24 protein-coding genes are annotated in these 18,730 nt (G+C 57.2%); 18 read left to right on the plus strand and 6 right to left on the minus strand.

Going from position 1 to position 18,730, the window contains the following annotated elements; genetic code table 11:
* Positions 1-18: 18 nt before the first annotated feature.
* Positions 19-729 carry a MarR family winged helix-turn-helix transcriptional regulator gene (locus RDA78_RS20190; RefSeq protein WP_434051584.1) on the minus strand — a complete coding sequence of 237 codons (711 nt, stop codon included), beginning with the start codon at positions 727-729 and terminating at the stop codon, positions 19-21.
* A gap of 151 nt (positions 730-880) precedes the next feature.
* Between RDA78_RS20190 and RDA78_RS20195 the strand changes: the two genes are divergently transcribed.
* Entirely contained in the window at positions 881-1,306 is a 426-nt protein-coding gene (locus tag RDA78_RS20195) for an organic hydroperoxide resistance protein (protein WP_434051585.1), read from the plus strand.
* A 35-nt stretch (positions 1,307-1,341) separates the two neighbouring features.
* On the opposite strand, the gene RDA78_RS20200 is transcribed toward RDA78_RS20195, so the two are convergent.
* Positions 1,342-2,238: a hypothetical protein gene (locus RDA78_RS20200; RefSeq protein ID WP_434051586.1), complete on the minus strand. Its 897-nt coding sequence runs from the start codon at positions 2,236-2,238 to the stop codon at positions 1,342-1,344.
* Positions 2,239-2,478: 240 nt separating this feature from the next.
* Between RDA78_RS20200 and RDA78_RS20205 the strand changes: the two genes are divergently transcribed.
* The 12 genes from RDA78_RS20205 to RDA78_RS20260 all read left to right on the plus strand — a co-directional run bounded on the left by RDA78_RS20205 (position 2,479) and on the right by RDA78_RS20260 (position 10,809).
* Positions 2,479-2,904: a VOC family protein gene (locus RDA78_RS20205; protein ID WP_434051587.1), complete on the plus strand. Its 426-nt coding sequence runs from the start codon at positions 2,479-2,481 to the stop codon at positions 2,902-2,904.
* Positions 2,905-2,955: 51 nt separating this feature from the next.
* A complete protein-coding gene (locus RDA78_RS20210; protein WP_434051588.1) occupies positions 2,956-3,666 on the plus strand; it encodes a glycoside hydrolase family 25 protein in 711 nt (236 codons plus the stop codon).
* Positions 3,667-3,754: 88 nt separating this feature from the next.
* Complete coding sequence (locus RDA78_RS20215) at positions 3,755-4,156, plus strand: MerR family transcriptional regulator (RefSeq protein WP_434051589.1); 402 nt, start codon at positions 3,755-3,757, stop codon at positions 4,154-4,156.
* Positions 4,157-4,159: 3 nt separating this feature from the next.
* Entirely contained in the window at positions 4,160-4,603 is a 444-nt protein-coding gene (locus tag RDA78_RS20220) for a PaaI family thioesterase (protein WP_434051590.1), read from the plus strand.
* Between the two features lie 3 nt (positions 4,604-4,606).
* On the plus strand, positions 4,607-5,053 hold the full coding sequence (locus tag RDA78_RS20225) for an N-acetyltransferase family protein (RefSeq protein ID WP_434051591.1): 447 nt from the start codon (positions 4,607-4,609) through the stop codon (positions 5,051-5,053).
* A gap of 25 nt (positions 5,054-5,078) precedes the next feature.
* Positions 5,079-6,251: an isovaleryl-CoA dehydrogenase gene (locus RDA78_RS20230; RefSeq protein ID WP_434051592.1), complete on the plus strand. Its 1,173-nt coding sequence runs from the start codon at positions 5,079-5,081 to the stop codon at positions 6,249-6,251.
* 85 nt (positions 6,252-6,336) lie between these two features.
* Entirely contained in the window at positions 6,337-6,720 is a 384-nt protein-coding gene (locus RDA78_RS20235; protein ID WP_434051593.1) for a cupin domain-containing protein, read from the plus strand.
* Positions 6,721-6,802: 82 nt separating this feature from the next.
* Entirely contained in the window at positions 6,803-7,495 is a 693-nt protein-coding gene (locus tag RDA78_RS20240) for an SDR family NAD(P)-dependent oxidoreductase (RefSeq protein WP_434051594.1), read from the plus strand.
* A 93-nt stretch (positions 7,496-7,588) separates the two neighbouring features.
* A complete protein-coding gene (locus RDA78_RS20245; protein ID WP_434051595.1) occupies positions 7,589-8,551 on the plus strand; it encodes an agmatinase in 963 nt (320 codons plus the stop codon).
* A gap of 104 nt (positions 8,552-8,655) precedes the next feature.
* Positions 8,656-9,063: an ACT domain-containing protein gene (locus RDA78_RS20250; protein WP_434051596.1), complete on the plus strand. Its 408-nt coding sequence runs from the start codon at positions 8,656-8,658 to the stop codon at positions 9,061-9,063.
* Between the two features lie 94 nt (positions 9,064-9,157).
* On the plus strand, positions 9,158-10,009 hold the full coding sequence (locus tag RDA78_RS20255; RefSeq protein WP_434051597.1) for an adenylate/guanylate cyclase domain-containing protein: 852 nt from the start codon (positions 9,158-9,160) through the stop codon (positions 10,007-10,009).
* 185 nt (positions 10,010-10,194) lie between these two features.
* Positions 10,195-10,809, plus strand: coding sequence for an ATP-dependent Clp protease proteolytic subunit (locus RDA78_RS20260; protein ID WP_434051598.1), 615 nt, complete (start codon positions 10,195-10,197; stop codon positions 10,807-10,809).
* A gap of 75 nt (positions 10,810-10,884) precedes the next feature.
* Here RDA78_RS20260 and RDA78_RS20265 read toward each other — a convergent pair whose 3' ends face one another.
* The gene (locus tag RDA78_RS20265) at positions 10,885-11,289 is read right to left on the minus strand and encodes a Clp protease ClpP (RefSeq protein ID WP_434051599.1); all 405 of its coding nucleotides are present in this window, start codon (positions 11,287-11,289) and stop codon (positions 10,885-10,887) included.
* A gap of 448 nt (positions 11,290-11,737) precedes the next feature.
* Here RDA78_RS20265 and RDA78_RS20270 point away from each other — a divergent pair, with 448 nt between their 5' ends.
* Positions 11,738-12,559 carry a YdcF family protein gene (locus RDA78_RS20270; protein WP_434051600.1) on the plus strand — a complete coding sequence of 274 codons (822 nt, stop codon included), beginning with the start codon at positions 11,738-11,740 and terminating at the stop codon, positions 12,557-12,559.
* Positions 12,560-12,642: 83 nt separating this feature from the next.
* On the plus strand, positions 12,643-13,890 hold the full coding sequence (locus RDA78_RS20275) for an adenylate/guanylate cyclase domain-containing protein (protein WP_434051601.1): 1,248 nt from the start codon (positions 12,643-12,645) through the stop codon (positions 13,888-13,890).
* Here the strand turns inward: RDA78_RS20275 and RDA78_RS20280 are convergent.
* The 3 genes from RDA78_RS20280 to RDA78_RS20290 all read right to left on the minus strand — a co-directional run bounded on the left by RDA78_RS20280 (position 13,809) and on the right by RDA78_RS20290 (position 16,446).
* Positions 13,809-14,531: a DUF599 domain-containing protein gene (locus tag RDA78_RS20280; RefSeq protein WP_434051602.1), complete on the minus strand. Its 723-nt coding sequence runs from the start codon at positions 14,529-14,531 to the stop codon at positions 13,809-13,811. The genes RDA78_RS20275 and RDA78_RS20280 overlap by 82 nt on opposite strands.
* A gap of 419 nt (positions 14,532-14,950) precedes the next feature.
* On the minus strand, positions 14,951-15,466 hold the full coding sequence (locus RDA78_RS20285; protein WP_434051603.1) for a hypothetical protein: 516 nt from the start codon (positions 15,464-15,466) through the stop codon (positions 14,951-14,953).
* Positions 15,467-15,555: 89 nt separating this feature from the next.
* Positions 15,556-16,446, minus strand: a complete 891-nt coding sequence (locus tag RDA78_RS20290; RefSeq protein ID WP_434051604.1) for an SDR family NAD(P)-dependent oxidoreductase — start codon at positions 16,444-16,446, stop codon at positions 15,556-15,558.
* A gap of 115 nt (positions 16,447-16,561) precedes the next feature.
* Here RDA78_RS20290 and RDA78_RS20295 point away from each other — a divergent pair, with 115 nt between their 5' ends.
* From RDA78_RS20295 to RDA78_RS20305, 3 genes are all read left to right on the plus strand, one after another.
* A complete protein-coding gene (locus RDA78_RS20295; RefSeq protein ID WP_434051605.1) occupies positions 16,562-16,996 on the plus strand; it encodes a DUF1489 family protein in 435 nt (144 codons plus the stop codon).
* A 283-nt stretch (positions 16,997-17,279) separates the two neighbouring features.
* Entirely contained in the window at positions 17,280-18,014 is a 735-nt protein-coding gene (locus RDA78_RS20300) for a VWA domain-containing protein (RefSeq protein WP_434051606.1), read from the plus strand.
* The gene (locus RDA78_RS20305) at positions 18,014-18,721 is read left to right on the plus strand and encodes a DnaJ domain-containing protein (RefSeq protein ID WP_434051607.1); all 708 of its coding nucleotides are present in this window, start codon (positions 18,014-18,016) and stop codon (positions 18,719-18,721) included. Before RDA78_RS20300 ends, RDA78_RS20305 begins: the two co-directional genes overlap by 1 nt.
* The last annotated feature ends 9 nt before the right edge of the window (positions 18,722-18,730 follow it).

An 18,730-nucleotide genomic window follows, 5' to 3' on the forward strand; every position in this document is an offset into this window, starting at 1 on the left:
GGGACGAGGGCCAGGACCCTAATCCGTTCCCGCCGTCCGCAGATTGTCGCGAAGCTTCATTATCCGGCCCTGCAAGTCCATGATTTCCTCCATGCTTATGCCTGTCGAGGTCAGGATGCACGTGCTGAATTCCTCGGTCTTTTTCTGAAGCGCGCGCCCCTTGCGGGTCAGCTTGAGGATCACCTGCCGCTCGTCCTTGGTGTTTCGCGTCCGCGTGATCAATCCCATCGTTTCAAGCCGCTTGAGCAGTGGTGTGAGCGTATTCGTGTCGAGTTGTAATTTTGAGGTGATTGTGCCGACCGGCACGTTGTTTTTTTCCCACAACACGGTCATAGCCAGGAATTGCGGATAGGTCAGTCCGACGTCTTTCAGCAGGTCCTTGTAGACACTGTGCATGGCATGGTTGGCCGAATAGAGAGCGAAGCAGATGTATTTGTCGAGCGGCAGGGGCGTTGACATGTCTGAACCTGCCGCGCCGCTTGCCTTGACTTCAGGTGCGGGTTCTACGTCGGTGCGGTCCGTCTCGCCGGGCACATCGCCCGCCGGCGCCGCCTTTTTGGCTTTTGCAGAGGACGCAGGCTTCTTCTTGCGTTCCGCCGGCTTGGAAGCCTGCTTTGTACGCACTGTCCTTGCACTGTCCGGAGCTTTTTTCTTGCGGGTTTCGGTCTTTTCGGAGGCGGGCATTCCAATCGCGTCCAGAAGAGACATCTGATCTGTCGTTTCGGTCATTCGTCACCTTATAAGTCGCGTGCGATATGGTCGCAACCGGTTGACGCCGGATGCGCCGTGCTTTATGTGCATAAAATATATCGTGCACGATATAAATTTGAAAGCCGTTTTGGAAAAGGTCTGTTTTCCATGAGGATAGGAGTAGAGAGAAATGTCTGTCGAAGTTCTTTATGAGACCCGGGCACGTGCAACCGGAGGCCGTGACGGCTCTGCCGAAACACTGAGCGGGTCGTTCAAGGTCGATCTTGCAACACCCAAGGAACTGGGCGGTGCAGGGGGAGCCGGCAACAATCCGGAAGAACTGTTTGCGGCCGGATATGCCGCGTGTTTCATCGGTGCCTTGAAATTCGTCGGTGGTCAGGAAAAAATCGCTGTGCCGGCCGACACCTCAATCACATCGACGGTCGGTATCGGACCCCGCTCGGAAGGCGGATTTGGTCTGAAGGTCGCTTTGGAGATATCCTTGCCGGGGCTGGAGCGCTCCACCGCTGAGGACCTTGTCGAAAAGGCGCATCAGGTCTGCCCCTATTCCAACGCCACGCGCAACAACATTGACGTCAAATTGACGCTCGCCTGAATGCAGTGGCGGCTGCGCGCGTTCGCAGCGTGAGGCTATTGCGTCAGCTCAGACCCGACCTGGTAGACATATTTCTGCCAGGACGGGTCGAGGCCTTCGAGAAAGGGGTTTTCCAGGCGGAACACTTTTCTGGCACCAAGATTGGCGAACTCTATGCTCGCGCGGTACTTGTCTTCCCAGAGTTGCTGAAGCGAACCATCTTCATAGGCGAGCAGCAGTCCCTCATGCACGCGCTCTATCAATTCCGTGTTTTCGCGTGCCGTCACGAGGAACCTTGGCAGCGGGTAGTAAACCGAGATTGCCTCGTCAAATGCCAGGCCAGGGATGCTTCGCTGCGCTTCCCATTCGTCGAGGAGTTCATTGGCGCCCCTGAAAAACAGGTCTGAACGCCCAAGGGCAGCCATGGAAAACATCGGCTGATATTCCGCATTCGTCCGCACATTGAAACCGTGATGCCTGAGAATACGGGTATCGAGCCAGCCAAGCCCCTGGATGACCTCGAATTTCTTCAGATCCTCAAGCGACTTCACGCGTGAGAGCGCTTCCTTGTTTTTTTCCGAGACGAACGCGACGCGGTAACCGACGATCCCAAGATCGACCGGGAACGGAATGATCGCGAGGCTTTCGGGCAGGTCGTTGCTCATCGACGCCTTGATAATGAAGTTCGTGTGCCTGTTGTTCGAGGCCTCAATCATCGCACGCCGCGTGTTCTGTCCGACGGGCGTATCGCGAACGGTGAAGCTGCCGAACTTTGCCCCGGTCTTGGTCAGGGCAAGCTCTACCACCGCCCGATCGTATTCGTACCGCTTGTCTGCTGGAGCCTCGGGGCCCATGACGGTAACGATAAATTCGGCCTTTGCTGCGCTTCCCCAGGATAGGAGGAGCAAAAGGCTTGCCAGCAGGTATACGCCAGAAGCGAGTTTTTTGTGCATTATGTTCCGTTGTGCCCCAGACGGTACGCGTTTCAAATCACCATGAAGCTTCCCGAATCTTCATGGGAGAGCGATCTTCACACACGATGTCTTAAATTGGCAAATCGTTTTGCTTAACTTAGTTACTTTTTCTAGGTATTATCTTAGATTTCCTGCATCTTTTAGTTGTTTTTGCTGATGCAGTTTTTGCAGTTTGTTTTTGAGCAATATATGTTGGCGCATAGTCAAGAGAGCGAAGAAATGTCCAGACCTGAGATCAATGGTGTTCTAGAAACCACAGTCTATGTGGACGACATGGACGCTGCCCATGCGTTCTACTCACATATTCTCGGTCTCAAGAGAATGGTTGCAGGCGACAGACTGTTTGCATATGACGCCGGACCCGGCCAGGCCCTCCTCGTGTTTCGCCGTGGTCATACCGGTGAAGATGTCGAGACTTCGGGCGGAACGGTTCCGGGACATCACACATCCGGCCACAGCCACTTTGCCTTTCGCATCAGCACCGACCAGCTTCAGCCGTGGCGGGATTATCTCAAGGCAAACACGGTCGAGATCATCAGCGAGGTCGTTTGGCCGGCCGGGGGAACCAGTCTCTATTTCAACGATCCCGATGGAAACGTACTTGAACTCGCAGCACCACCGCTGTGGCCGAATTTTCTATCGTGAATCTTAAGGATTTTGGGGCAAGTTCGTGTCGCCTTGGAATTGGGTGGCAATATGAAGTTCTTGCAGGCAATATTCCGGACAGTGTTCTATGTGGTGGTCGGGTGCGTCATCTCGATCGGCGGAGCGGCGTTTTTTTTCATGAACTGGGAACCCGACAGGGACGAGTATCCGATCCGTGGGCTGGACGTCTCGCATCATCTCGGCGAGATCGACTGGACCGAAGTCTCCAATGACGACATCTCTTTCGTTTACATGAAAGCCACGGAAGGTGGTGACTTCAAGGACAGCGCATTCGCCCGCAACTGGGCGGGGGCCGGGTCGGTTGGTCTGGCCAGGGGTGCCTACCACTATTTCAGTCTCTGCAAACCGGGCAAAGAACAGGCTGCGAATTTCCTCGAAGTGCTGCCGAAAGATCCGAACATGCTGGCACCGGTGCTTGATCTTGAATTCAGCAACAACTGCGCAAGACGGCCACCGGTCGAGGACGTGCAGAAAGAGATTTCCAACTTCGTCGCCCAAGTGGAGCTTACAACCGGAAAACAGGTCATCCTATATGCGCCGGAAGAGTTTTATCGCGCGTATCTGAAAGGACAGGGTCTCAACAGACGGCTTTGGACGCGTTCGATCTGGCATTCGCCGTCCTACACGAAGGACTGGGTCCTTTGGCAGTACCAGGACAGCGGCACGATCAAAGGGATATCGGGCAACGTTGATCTGAATGTACTGAACGCAAAAGCGGTCATGAGCGATCTACAAACATGACAGCTATCTAGTTGTAAAAATTACAAAAAAATAGATGTATTGACTTTAACGTAAAAAGACTGAACTGTGCCCGCACCAAGGAGCGGGCATGCAACGCTATTTCACAATTACCCAACTGACGCAGGAATTCGACATCACGACGCGGACCTTGCGTTTTTACGAGGCCCAGGGACTGGTCACGCCACAAAGGCGCGGCCGCCAACGCCTCTACACGCCCGGTGACCGGACACGCATCAAGCTCATCCTGCGCGGAAAGCGGCTCGGATTTTCGCTGAACGAAATCAGGGAAATGATCGAGATGTACGGAACCTCGCCCGGTGAGACCGGTCAGTTGAAGCTTCTCCTTGAGAAAATCGCGGCGCGGCGGGACGAACTTCTCGAAAAGCAGCGCGATATCGACTTGACGCTGCTTGAACTTGACGAGGTGGAAGCCGGCGCCAAGACCCGCATGGCGGAACTTGCTGGCAAATTGAGTGTCGCGGGTGAGTGAGCAATGGATCTGAGTCCAAGAGATCCCGACTGGGACAGCCGAGTCCGGAAAAGTTTTGCCTTGCAGAACTTCATGAAGCATCTCGGGGCCGAACTGGTACACGTCGCCCCGGGTGCCGTGGATATCGAACTGAAAATGCAAGACGACCTGACTCAGCAGCATGGCTTTTTTCATGCCGGTGCAACGTCGTCCATTGCCGACAGTTCCGCAGGATATGCGGCCCTTTCCCTCTTTCCCGCAGACTGCGGTGTGCTGACGAGCGAATACAAGATCAACCTGCTCAATCCGGCAAGGCAGGAGGTCCTCCTGGCGAGAGGGCGCGTCGTGAAACCCGGCCGGACGCTTACCATCGCAAAGGCGGATGTCTACGGGCTCGAGGACGGACTGCAAGTCCATTTGGCAACCGGCCTGTTCACGCTTGTCAGCGTGCAGGGCGTAAGGGATTGAACCATGTCTGACATACATATCCGCGATCTGTCCCGGGGAGACAGGCCCGTTTGGGAGCAGCTCTGGGTGGCCTATCTGGAATTTTACGAGCAGGACCTTGCGCCGGAAGTCACCGACGGGATGTTCAAACGCCTGCTGGCGCCGGGGTCACACTCTGCCTTTGTCGCCGAACGTGACGGCGAGATGGTCGGCTTCGTTCATTTCCTGTTTCACGACAGCACGTGGTCCCTGGAAGCGGTGTGTTACCTGGAAGATCTCTACGTGAGCCCAGAGGCCAGGGGAACCGGAGCCGGACGAAAACTTATCGAGGCGGTCTACGCCGCAGCAGATCGCGAACCGGGTGCCAGCGGCAAGGTGTACTGGCACACTGACCGAGACAACAAACGCGCTCAGCAGCTCTACGACCGGATCGGAGAGCTGAGCGATTCCATTCGTTACGTGCGCACCTGAGCCAGGGGCGCCGGGAGGTAGGACTATGATTCGAAACGATTTTCCCGGGTTCAATTTCGATCTGGGCGAAACCGCCGACATGTTGCGCGACACGGTTCGGTCCTTCAGTCAGGACCGGATTGCCCCGCTTGCGGAAAAAATCGACAGGGAAGACTGGTTTCCGCGAGACATCTGGCCGGAAATGGGGGAAATCGGCCTCCACGGGATTACCGTTGAGGAAGAATGGGGTGGTTCCGGTCTCGGCTATCTCGAACACTGTATTGCCATGGAAGAGGTGAGCCGAGCTTCTGCGTCCATCGGGCTGAGTTACGGCGCGCATTCGAACCTGTGCGTCAACCAGTTGCGTCGCTGGGGCCGTGACGATCAGAAGAATCGTTATCTGGAAAAACTGATCACAGGTGAGCATCTCGGTGCCTTGGCGATGTCTGAACCGGGTGCGGGATCCGACGTCGTCTCCATGAAGCTGCGCGCGGACAAAAAGGGCGATCGCTACGTTCTGAACGGGTCGAAGATGTGGATCACAAACGGCCCGTCCGCAGACACCATGATCATTTACGCCAAGACGGATCCTGACGCAGGACCAAAAGGCATCACGGCATTTCTGGTCGAAAAGGACTTTCCCGGTTTTTCCGTCGCACAGAAACTGGACAAGCTGGGCATGCGTGGCTCGGAAACAGGTGAACTCGTTTTCCAGGACTGTGAAGTGCCGGAAGAAAACGTGCTTGGAGAGGTCGGCAAGGGCGTCAATGTGCTGATGTCCGGGCTGGACTATGAGCGTGCCGTTCTGGCTGCCGGATGCATCGGTATCATGCAGGCGGCCATGGATGTGGTCATTCCCTACGTCCATGAGCGCGAACAGTTCGGTCAGCCGATCGGAACTTTCCAGCTGGTTCAGGGCAAGGTCGCTGACATGTATGTCTCGATGAATGCAACCAAGTCCTATGTGTACGCGGTCGCAAAGGCCTGTGACCGCGGGGAAACGACACGGGAAGACGCGGCCGGCGCAATCCTCTATGCGGCTGAAAACGCAACGAAGATCGCCCTTGATGCGATCCAGTTGCTGGGCGGAAACGGGTACATCAATGAATATCCGACCGGCCGCCTTTTGCGCGACGCCAAGCTTTACGAGATCGGTGCCGGGACATCGGAAATCAGGCGCATGCTGATCGGGCGGGAGATTTTCAGCAAGACGGCTTAAAAGCCGTCTCGACAGGCCCTTTCCGGCATTGCAAGAATGGGGGCCGTGATGTCATCTGCCGTCTCCATGAAAAGGCGAAACTGCCGTGAAGCAAAATATCCTGTCAGATGGCTTTGATGCCAAATCGCCGGCGGGTGCCGACATCCGCTTCCTGATGGATGGCCCGACCGGGAACATGATCCATTCCACCGTTCCCGCCGGTCAGATCAATCGTGCGACCCGGCACAAGAGCGTGAGCGAATTCTGGTTTGTCCTTGAGGGAAGGGGGCAGATCTGGCGCTCCGACGGCAACGCTGCAAACACGGTGGATCTGGTTCCGGGTGTTTCGATTGATATCCCTGCCGGAACGGCATTCCAGTATCGGAGCGATGAGACCCTTCCACTGACATTCATCTGCATTTCCATGCCGCCCTGGCCCGGTGATGACGAAGCCGAATATGTCGAGGGTGTCTGGTCGGCGACTGTCTGAGGTCCAAGCCTTTCAGTGCTTGAAAGCAATCCCGGACCTGCGTTCCTGCGTAGTGTTGCTGGACAAACAGTCAGGATAGTACATGGCCTCCAGGATAGCAGTCATTGTCGGCCACACCGGTGGGATCGGGTCCGCGGTCGCGGAGGCGATCACTGCCTCCGGGACCTATGACACGGTTCTCGGCCTTGGCCGCCAGTCTGACCCGGTGCTCGATCTCCTCGATGAGGAAACGATCAAGGCAAGCGCGAAGCATCTGAAATTGCTCGAAGGAAAGGTGCGGCTGGTGTTCGATGCCAGCGGCGCACTGACGCTGGACGGCTCAAGGCCTGAGAAAAGCTGGCGGGAGATCGATCCGCACCACCTTGCCCGGTCTTATGCGGTCAATGCAATCGGACCCGCCTTGCTCATGAAGCACTTCCTGCCGCTTTTGCCGAGGGAGGGCAGATGCGTGTTTGCGACGTTATCGGCGCGGGTTGGTTCCATCGGCGACAACAGGCTTGGCGGCTGGTATGCCTATCGGGCGGCCAAGGCGGGCCTGAACCAGATTTTGCGAACGGCAGCCGTCGAACTTTCCAGGCGCAACCCCGAGGCGATCGCCGTTGCACTTCATCCGGGAACCGTGAGGACGTTGCTAACCGAAAAATTCACGAAGACGGGTCTTGAGGTGCAGGAACCCGATGTTGCTGCGCGGCGTCTGCTGAACGTTGTAGAAGGCCTTTCGCCCGCGGAAACAGGCTGTTTTTTCGATCATCTCGGTAAACCGATTGCGTGGTAATCCGGTTTTTGTTGAACAACCGTCAGATTCTGCCAGAAATGGTACCCCGCGACGAAATCGACGAACTCCAATCTTCAAACTCAGGCCGACAACATGACCGATCCGTATTTTCGCCCGGTATCAGGGCTCGACTTGCCACGTTTTGCCGGTGTCCCGACCTTCATGCGGCTGCCGCATGTGGGGCTTGATGATGAAAAGATAGCGGAGGTCGAAATCGGCCTCATTGGAGCTCCCTGGGATGGCGGTACCACCAACCGGCCGGGGCCCCGCCATGGCCCCAGGCAGCTGCGGGACATGTCGACGATGATCCGGGCCCAGAACGGCGCGACCGGAATTCGACCATTCGAACTCACCAACTGTGCGGACCTTGGGGATGTCGGACCGAACCCGGCAAGCGTCGACGACAGCCTCACGCGCATGACCGCGTTTTACGATCGCGTTCGCGAAAAAGGCATACGGCCGCTTACTGCCGGGGGAGATCACTTGTGTTCGCTGCCGATCCTGCGCGCACTTGCGAAGGAAAAACCCCTGGGAATGATCCACTTCGACAGTCATACGGATCTGTTCAAAAGTTACTTCGGCGGCATGCAGTATACCCACGGCACGCCCTTCCGGCGCGCGGTCGAAGAAGGACTCCTGGACCCGAAGCGGGTCATTCAGATCGGCATCCGTGGAACAGCCTATGACAGCGAAGACAGGGATTTTGCCGATAGCGTCGGAATCCGGGTTGTCCCGATCGAGGAGTTTCACGCGCGCGGGGCGGAAGATGTCATGGTCGAAGCCCGGCAGATTGCGGGCTCGCAGGAGACCTATGTCTCCTATGACATTGACTTTGTCGATCCGGCATTCGCGCCGGGTACGGGGACGCCCGAAGTTGGCGGGCCGAATTCGTTCCAGTCGTTGCAGGTTGCCAGGCTTCTGGAGGGCGTAAACATCGTGGGGGCCGACCTCGTGGAAGTCTCACCGCCGTTCGATCAGGCCGGGGCCACGGCCTTCCTCGGCGTTTCGATCATGTTCGAGATGCTGTGCAACATGGCCCTTGCGGCGAAGGCCTGAGATCGAAACGGTGTGGGGCGGTCGAGATCTGACATTCGCGCGAGGGGCAGCTAACATACGAACTTCCAGGTCAGACCATGGCCCGAGTTGGACGGATGAGAAACATGACCGGCGAAACCGACCTGAACACCCTGATTACGCAGATGCGTCCCATGCTCGATCCGGAGCCGTATGTGTTCTGCACCTTCGCGAACCGGACATTTCAGGACCTGGTTGACTATGATGCCATTGGTCTTTTCGCCGAAACCGAGGGCACCACGGCGATCCTCCCGGTCGAAAGAGCGAGAGAACTGGGGCTCGCGGATGCCGAGTGGTTTCGCAGGATCACGCTGACCGTGCATTCCTCCCTCGAGGCGGTCGGACTGACGGCTGCCATTGCGGAAGCCCTGACGAAGGAGGGGATTTCGGCCAATGTCGTCGCCGCCTATTTTCACGACCATGTTTTTGTTCCGGCGGAAAGAGCCGGGGAGGCAATGGATGCCTTGCGAAACCTGGCGCACAAGGGGCTGTAGGGCCAGCACGCGGATCGGGCCGCGGATCGGTTTTCCCTTGCAATTTACTCCCCGGCTTCCCATTCCTAAGCTGTAGGTCTCAGGGGTTTCTAGCATGCAACGGGTCAAGCGGCGTCTGTCGGCGATCATGTGCGCGGATGTTGCACAATATTCCAAGCTCATGGAGCGGGACGAAGACGGCACGCTGGACCGGCTGCGTGCCTATCGCGAAGTGATGTCGTCCACAACCGAGCGGCACAACGGGCGCATCGTGAATACCTGGGGTGACGCTGTGATCATCGAGTTCGCCTCGGTGATCGAAGCGGTTCAGTGTGCCGTGGAAATCCAGAACGAACTGTCGCTCAGAAATGCCGATCTTCCAGAAATGAACCGGATGGATTTTCGCGTCGGTATCAATCTCGGTGACATCATGGTTGAGGGAGACGACATTTACGGTGACGGCGTCAACGTGGCAGCGCGGCTGCAGGAACTGGCCCCACGCGGTGGCATCATGCTGTCGCAGTCGGTTTACGATCAGGTGAAAGCAAAGGTTGCGCTCGGATTCGAGCCGCTCGGCCCGCAGGTTGTCAAGAATGTGAGCGAACCGGTCGAGACCTATTCGGTGCGGCTCGGGGGACGCAATGCGCCTGCAGAACCGGTGAACGATGCTGAAGAGACCGGGCAGGACCAGTCCCGTGTGTCCGATCACCCGGACTGGGACAAGGACACCCGGGCGGTTGCCAATGGTTTCGAGCAGGCCAGGCGCTGGTTGCGGATGCAGCCGAGGCGTGTGCGAACCTGTGTGGTCCTGATCGGGTTTTTCTTCGTGCTGAACCTCCTGACGTCCGGGCTTTCAACCTTGTGGTTCGTATGGCCCTCGCTTCCTTTCGCGTTTCTGCTCGCGTGGCACTTCATTGTCGGGCGCAGGAGCGCAGCAGCGGAAGAAAGCCCCCGCCGTGGCAAATAGATGCCGCGAAGGCGGCGATGTTCCCAGATTGATAACTCTTTTCGGTCTATTCAGGCTTTCAAGGTTTGCGAGCCGTCGTTTGTTCGCATACACATGGTCAAAACAGGCGCGGAACGAACTGCCGCGAATCTGCCAGATACTGTCGGTCCAGCCGGCTCAACAGCAAAGGGAGCTGAATCCTGCGCATGAAAAACTACTCGACAAAAGTGCCAGCGCGTCTTGATGACGATGAAGACGACAAGCCCAAGAGCCAGCCTTCGATCCAGGTCGACAAGCATCTGTTCGAAGCCCGCACGGTGCTGATCACCGGACCAGTCACCCAGGATATGGCGCGTGACGTGTGCGCGCGGATGCTGGCCCTGGCACAGGTCTCCAACGACCCGATCACGGTGATTGTGTCTTCGCCCGGCGGCCATGTTGAATCCGGCGACATGATCCACGACACGATCAAGTTCATTGCACCGGAAGTCCGCATTCTCGGAATGGGCTGGGTGGCGAGCGCAGGCGCGCTCATCTACGTGTCAGTGCCCAAGGAAAATCGTTTCTGCACGCCGAACACGCGTTTCCTGCTGCACCAACCGTCCGGTGGTGCGGGTGGCATGGCGACCGACATCGAGATCCAGGCCAAGGAAATCATCAAGATGCGGGACCGGTTGAACAAGATATTCGCGGATGCGACCGGCCAGCCGATCGACCGGATCGAGAAAGACACGGACCGGGATTACTGGATGAGCCCGGAAGAGGGTATCGAATACGGACTTGTGGGTAAGGTTGTCACCAGCGTGGATGAACTGGGCTGATAACATTCGGACTTGCAAAACAAAACGCCGGTGCTGTGTCGCCGGCGTTTTTGTTTGAAAAGCTTGCTTTCGGGATCAGGCGCTGATCAGTTCCTGTTCGACCGAATAGACCATGATCGGGTCAACAGGCCGCGGATCGAGCACCTGCGGACGCAATGTCGTCATGAGCTGGCGCAGGTCCGTTTCATCGGTCTCGCTTCTCTTTCCAGCGAACAGCACCATGACCAGATGATCCACGAAGCGTTCGTAGACTTCGTTGCAGGTGCAGATCGGAGACAGAAGTTCGCAGATCGGCTTGCCGTCATAGAAGGGAGCGCCGCCAACCAGGAAAATCAGGAATTCCGTGAAATCGTCCGCACGCTCGAATTCCTTCTGGAGCCGTGAGATATCGAAACAGGGATCCTGTTCCAGTCTGGCGCGCAAGCGCGGCATTGCCTTCACCATCGCTTCGCGTCCACCGAGTTTCAAATAGAGTGTCATTTGGTTACCCTCGACTGTGCCTTGGTTCAACACACACAGCATGCCTCACTTCAGCTCACGCCCCTGTGACCTCGATCACGGTTATCGCCTTTGTGAAAAACGACAATCATTCTCCACAGACAAACAGCGGCCGGTTTTCCTCGTTCCAGCCCAAGCCAAACCAGGAAAACGACCGCACTTTCGCTGCAAAGTGTGACAATTGATTTACAGATCTGTTTTTGCTGTAGAGAACTTAAGTGTTTGACTTATTTTGTTTTTCTCAAAAAGACGTTATTCGATCTATTTGTGAAACGACCTTGAAACGCCTTCGTTGCATTACCGGCCACATTGTTGATTTAGTTATGGAAAACAGTCACATCGCGATCTGCGAATTTTGTGAATCAGTGTCTTTTGAATGCGCTTCGCGGATGAATTTTGGCCGCGAGAAAACCGAGAATGGGACGCCGGAGTGTTCTTTTACATTTCCAAGATCGGGTATTTTTTCATCCAGCCATCGAATTTCCTGATCGCGGTTGCTCTGCTCGGTTTGACACTGAAGATGCTCGGTAAATGGCCGGTGACAGGTATCCTTCTGGTTTGGCTGGCCGTTGCGGGACTGGCCGTTTGTGGTCTTTCACCGGCGGCGAACTGGCTTATCCTGCCCTTGGAAGAAAGATATCCGCGGCCCGTCGAGATCGAAGCGGTCGATGGCATCATCGTTCTGGGTGGCGCGGTTGACACGGTCGTGACCGGGGGGCGGGGAGACACCGCGCTCACCACGTCCGGCGAGCGAATCACGATCGCCGCACGGCTTGCCGGTCTGGTCCCGGATGCACTCGTGATCCACACCGGCGGCAAAGGCGTCATTGTCCAGTCGCAGGCGACCGAAGCAGAGGGCGCTGCACGACTGTTCGAGGATTTCGGGATATCGCCGGGGCGGGTCATTCTCGAAGACGTATCGAGAAACACCTGGCAGAATGCCGTGCTCACCAAAGAGCTCGTTGATCCGCAACCGGGTCAGACCTGGCTGCTCGTGACGTCCGCCTATCACATGCCAAGGGCGATGGGCGTGTTCGCGGAAACCGGCTGGACCGGCGTCACCGCGTATCCGGTTGACTACAGAACGCGCGGAAGCGAAGACAGGGGACTCGGATTCTCCGGTGCCTCGAAGGGATTACGTCGATTTGATCTGGCGTTCAGGGAATGGCTGGGACTGATCGTCTACAGGATAACCGGGCGCATTCCGGTGCTCTTCCCGGGACCGGAAATACAGAAAACGCAGCAAGATTAACGCTGTGCGGTTTTTGCCTCTTTCACTTTGCGTTGCGACGCACCATATCAGGGACATCTCAGGGAACAAAAGGGCTTGGGCAGATGGTCCTGGAAGCACCGCTCGTCGCGGCAGACGTTGTGCAATGGCTTTATAGCGACGCGTCGTATCTCGGCGACACTTTGGAAGTTATCAGTGACATGGCCGTGCGCCTTCGCGACGGACATGTGCCGGTGGACAGGGCGACCACCGGTATATGGGTCGTACACCCGAATGTCCGGGCGGAAGCATCCGTCTGGACAAGCGACGGCACGCGGGAATTGCGGCTTTACACAGCGGACAACAGCTCCGACGAAGACTATCAATCCAGTCCGATCAAACGCGTGCACGATACCGTCAAACCCGTCCGCGTGCAGCTTGGCGAGGCACCTTCACACGCTGAAGAGTTTCCGGTTACTGCTGAACTGCGCGATGAAGGCTACACGGACTACATTGCTCTGCCGATGCCGTTTTCAGACGGCTCGGTGAAGGTCGTGACATTCGCCACCAAGGCGCCGGCAGGCTTTACCAGAACACATATCAGCGTCTTTGAGTCGATCGTCAGGCCTTTGGGCCTTGTGTGTGAACTCAAGACATTGCGCAGAACCGCTGAAACGGTGCTTGATACCTATGTCGGCCGTCGTGCCGGTTCGAAGGTTCTGGACGGCACGACACGGCGCGGGCAGGGCGAGACCATCAAGGCGGTTGTGAGCTTTGCCGATATCCGCGGGTTTACCCGGCTTTCGAACACGCTTCCAGCCGACATGATCGTGTCGTTCCTCAACAAGTATTTCGGCGCAATGACGGCCGCCGTGGAGGCGCATGGAGGGGAAGTCCTCAAGTTCATCGGTGACGAGGTGATGGCAATCTTCCCTTATGAAACCGAAGAGGAGGCGCGCGATGCCGCCAGAAGAGCGCTTCTCGCGGCACGTGAAACACTCAAGAGGATCGAGACGATCAACACCAGCAATACCTGCGCGGTCACGCCTGACCTGAGCGTCGGCATTGCGCTGCATGCAGGCGATGTCTTTTACGGCAATGTCGGCAGTGAGACGCGTCTCGACTTCACGGTGGTGGGTCCGGTCGTCAACCTTGCTGCGCGCATTGCCGAACTTGCAAAGGATCTGCATCGCGAAGTGCTCGTTTCCGACGCGCTTTCGGAGATCATGGGCTGCCGGTCGGGGCTTTTCGGCCGATACCGGGTGAAGGGCTTCGATGATCCGGTGTCGGTCTATTCCCCCGACTTGTCGGATGAAGGCAAGCTTGGATATTGCCCCGAGAGCACGGCGGCTCTTGCGCGCGAGGCAAACTGACGACGCAACAGCACCAGCAGCACCGCCAGTGTGCACGCCGCGAAGACAAAGGGCCCCGCGAACCAGCCAAGAAAGCCGATCGCAAAAAACAAGGCTCTCTGTCCGCGGTTGAAATGCCGCCCGGCCAGGACATTCAGATCAGCAGCCTTGCGCGCCATTTTCCGGATGTCATCCTTGTTGGCGCGGTCATGTTCCGGCACCGCACCCATGACGATGCTGGCATAGTTGAACAGCCTGTAGGCCCAGCCGAACTTGAAAAATCCATACGCGAATATGAGCATCAGGCCGAGTACCTTGATTTCCCACAGGGCTCTGCTGCTTTCGACCGGGATCGAAAGATCGCCGGTGATTTGAACGATACGGTCCGTTGCCTCAAGCAGCGCGAAACCGCCGCCGATCGCGAGCAGCGCGGTCGATGCAAAGAAAGCCGTTCCCTGCTGCAAACCGGACATGATGGCGGTGTCCATAATGCGCACTTCTCGCTCGCACATGGACAGCATCCATTCACGCCGGTAGTCATCCATCGCGCTCGAGAGCGTCTTGTGCCGCAATGAGGTGACATCGACGACCAGGTTGAAGCCGAACCAGGCGACGAGAAACCAGATGGCAGCGGCAATATCGAGGGTCGAGAGAGCATGCATGGCAAAACTTTCTGTAGAGCGCAACGTTTCCTAGTAAGCATAAGCGGCTGAAAAAATGAAAGGAATTCTGCTCTGCAAAAATCGATTGGCAGCTGCACCTTTTTTGCGCTTGCGAATTGGTAAATGTTCGTTTACTTCGTCGCCCAAATGGTGCCACATTTGAAAACGCAGGGGTTTGGCACCGCAAAAAAGTGTAGGGCTTGAATGGACGAAAACGTGCAGAAATCCTGTTGGAGCGTCACTCTGTGGACTGTCGCTGCGGTAGGTCTCGCTTTGACGATGATCCTTCTCTTCAATGATGTGGAAAGCGCGAATAACGCCGTAGCCGTCGCACAGTAAGACGCCGGTCGCGTGATGGAACGAAAGGTGTGGTCAATGGCCACGCCTTTTTTGTTTCTAGTCTGACGGTACGGCGAACCTTAGCCTGGTCTGTCCCTGGGGCCGGGAACCTTTCTGAATTCCATCTGGCGCACGACTGTCCGGTCCTCCGGGTGACTGATCAGAAATCCGGCATAAGCATCTGACCCCAGGGGAAGGAGCACCAGCCTGGCAACGCCCAATCCGGGCCAGACCAGATCAGAGCCCCAAGCGGGAACCTTGGCCGACTTGAGTGGCTGGTTGAGTGCCTTGACATCATTCTCGTGCAGCAAGCCGATGCCCTGAGGGTCCCAGCGCAGCCCGTCCAGACCCGAGCTAACCGGGTGAAGCGTGATTTCGGTTGCGCCTACGGTCAGGCTCAGCCTGTCGTCCGGCTGAAAGGCGATTGTTACCTCGGCAGATTCCAACTCCAGCTGAAGAGGGGTCCTTTGGCCGTTCTCTTCAGAGAACGCTGCCGTATTGACCATTGAAAACGAGCCTTCAGCGAAATCAGCGCGGGCCAGAGACGCCGCGACGCTGAGCGTCAGAGCCAGAAGAACAGTTGCAAGCCTTGTCATGTCACGTTCCGTTGGTCGAAGGTCCGCATCATAGGAGCGAGAGGTTGAAAAAGACTTTTCCTTACTCGCTGCCTGCCAGCCTTGCGCGGCTAACGGGAGAGAGAGACGACAAGATCCTCGATTGTCGCGTATTCGGGTTCCCAGCCCACCGTGCGCCGCGTGTGTGCGATGTCGACCCGCTGCGACAGCGCGTAGCCCGCGCCGAAGTCCGTATGGGACCCGGGAGACGCCAGGACGTCTGTCGTCTCGATGTCCAGCGGCAACCCGTGCCGCGCGGAAATGTGCGAAGCCAGGTGCCCGACTGAGATGCCGGGAACGGAGCTCGCAAGCAGCGTCATCCGGAACCTTGCCTGCTGCAGCGCGAGGCCATAGAGCGACGCCAGGTCGTTTGCCTCGACGAGAGGCCACATGGTTTCCGGGCTTGCGCTGGTCCTGAAAGGGACACCGTCCCTCAGTGCTTTCGTCATCCGGGCGATCGGTCCGTCGGTCAGGCTGCAGACCAAAGCCGGATGGATGACCACAAGGTTCAGATCAGTGCCATGAGAGAGCGTTCGGATCGTTTCCGCCATGAAGCGAAAGGCCGGTATTGGAGCGAAGGGCGTTTTTTCCGTAATCGCGTCTGGGCCGGCCGTTTGAGGAAACAGCCAGATACCGCCGGTATAGACGAGTTTTAGCGGCTGTTTTTTGTGTTTAGCGGCTTGTTTGAGTGAAAGCATGGACAGACGGTCGACCCGTCCCATGTCATCGGTGAATGTTGCTCCAGCGTGAACGACGGCATCACAAGAGGCAGCCCTTTCGACCCAGCTTTCCGGGGTCTGCAGGTCCCCCGGAAATGCGCTTGCACCGAGTGCGCGCAGCCTGTCGGCGGACGCTTCCGACCGCGCGAGCGCGATGACGCGGCTTCCTTTCGAGATCAGGTTTTTCACGACAGCCGCGCCGATTGTCCCGGTGCCGCCGGTTACAAACACATCCATAGTCATAAAGAGACCCCTGTTCGGCGTGGGGTGCAAGGATTTGCTGTGCGTGCCTGTGCACAATCCACCGCGATTCGGCGTGTCAGCTTGACGTCGGGTACAGGCCTGCTAGTTCAGAAGGATGACGTTAAATCTGTTGAAATTATGTGTGGGCGCAGACAGCGCGGAATCTCTGCAGGCGTGGGTTGACTACCGGGTCGAACAAGCCAGGCTGGCAGGGCGGGAGGAAGTCACCACACACACGACACGGATGGTTCCGACCCGCAAGGACGAACTGCTGGACGGCGGATCGCTCTATTGGGTCATCAAGGGCAAGATCCAGGTGCGTCAGCACCTCATTGACATTCGCCCGTTCACCGACGAAGGCGGCATCAAGCGGTGCGATCTTGTGCTTGAACCGCGCTTGATCCTGACCCGCTATCAGCCAAAGAGGCCTTTCCAGGGCTGGCGGTACCTGAAACCGGAAGACGCTCCTGAAGACATGCGGGCCTCAGGCGATGCGCATACCATTCCGGACGCCATGCGGCGTGACCTCGTTGAGCTTTGTCTGCTCTAGTGCGGTGAATTTGAAGTTCGCATCACTGTTTCAGCAAACTCCGAAGCGAACTTCAAATTCGTAAACCGCACTCGAAACATAGACTTGCTCGTCACCTTCTTGAATCTGAAGTTCGTTCGAAGACCGCTGCAAAATGAGTCGAACTTCAGATTCAGGTGACTAGGTGATGGACCCAACCCATCCGAATGATTGGGTCCTGACCCCAGAAAGCCGGAGCGAACTTGCCAAAAAGAGCTCACGTGCCCACTTTCTTGATAAGTAAGCGCGGCAGGGAACAGGCAGGATGGCAAAATCCAGAGACGGTATGGTTGGAACACCACTCAGGCAGGACGCAAAAAGCCCGTCGACCGTAGACGATGTGTCCGCGTTCCTGGAAAAAGCAAAGACAATCAAGCCGCAGTCCGGAAGCGCCGGGCGGCTGATATTTGCCCTGGATGCCACGATGAGCCGCCAGCCGACCTGGGACCGGGCCTGTCACATTCAGGCAGAGATGTTCCAGGAAGCGGGCAAGATCGGCGGACTGAAAATAAAGCTCGTCTATTTTCGCGGGTTTGGTGAATGCCGGGCCTCAAGATGGTTCGAGCGGAGTGACGAGCTTGCCAAGGCGATGAGCCGGATCTCGGTTCAGGGCGGGCGCACACAGATCGGAAAGGTTCTGTCGGCGGCACTCCAATCCGCATCGGATGAGAAAATCGCAGCGGTCGTTTATGTCGGAGACTGCATGGAGGAAGATGTCGACATGCTTTGCGACAAGGCCGGGCAGTTGGGCCTGCTTGGCGTGCCGATGTTTCTCTTCCAGGAAGGACGCGATGCCGTGGCTAAACAAGCCTTTCGCGAGATGGCGCGCCTGACGAAAGGTGCATACTGCCCATTCGATGCCGGTTCTGCGCAGCAACTTGCCGAGCTCTTGAAAGCGGTCGCGGTTTTTGCGACTGGTGGTCACAGCGCTCTTCAAGCGCTTGAAAAGAAAGGCGGGCAGGGCGCCCGTCTGCTGTTACAGCAAATCAAGCCTGGCTGATGATCTATTTTCTTTTTGGATTGATTTTGCTCGCAGCCGTGGTTTTCGGTGCGCGAGGCTTTGTGCAGGCGAACCCGGCCGACCTTGCGCGCAAGGTACGGACCCTTGGCGGTGTCGCGTTGTTGCTGCTGGGGGCGGTGTTTCTCGTGACGGGGCGTTTCATGTTCGCCATTCCCACGATCGGATTTGGATTGTCGCTTCTTGGACTTGCCGGTCTTGGCGGGCTGACGGGCACCTACAAGCCAGACAAATCTTCGGGACAGCGTTCCCGCGTCAGGACAGCGATGATCGAGATGGAGCTGGATCACGATACCGGCGAGATGACGGGCGTGATCCTGACGGGAACATTCCAAGGCAGCAAGCTGGACGACTTAACGGAAGAGCAGCTTCATGCGTTTTGGCAGGAATGTCAGCAGGATGACCAAAGCCTGAAACTAGTCGAAGCTTATCTCGACCGCCGGTTTTCCGGATGGCGTGAACACTTCCAGTCGGATGGAACAGAGGGGCAGGGAAGCCCGGCGAGCTCTGGCCCCATGACAGATGAGGAGGCCTACGAGATCCTGGGGCTTTCTCCCGATGCCGGGGACGCGGAAATTCGAGCCGCGCACCGCCGGCTTATGTTGCGCGTTCATCCCGACAAGGGAGGATCCGGTTTCCTCGCGGCGAAAATCAACGAGGCTAAAGACACGCTTCTCAGAAGACATTGAGGACATCCG

It is taken from the genome of Roseibium sp. (genome assembly GCF_051016195.1).
In the GTDB taxonomy this organism is placed as follows: Bacteria; Pseudomonadota; Alphaproteobacteria; order Rhizobiales; family Stappiaceae; genus Roseibium.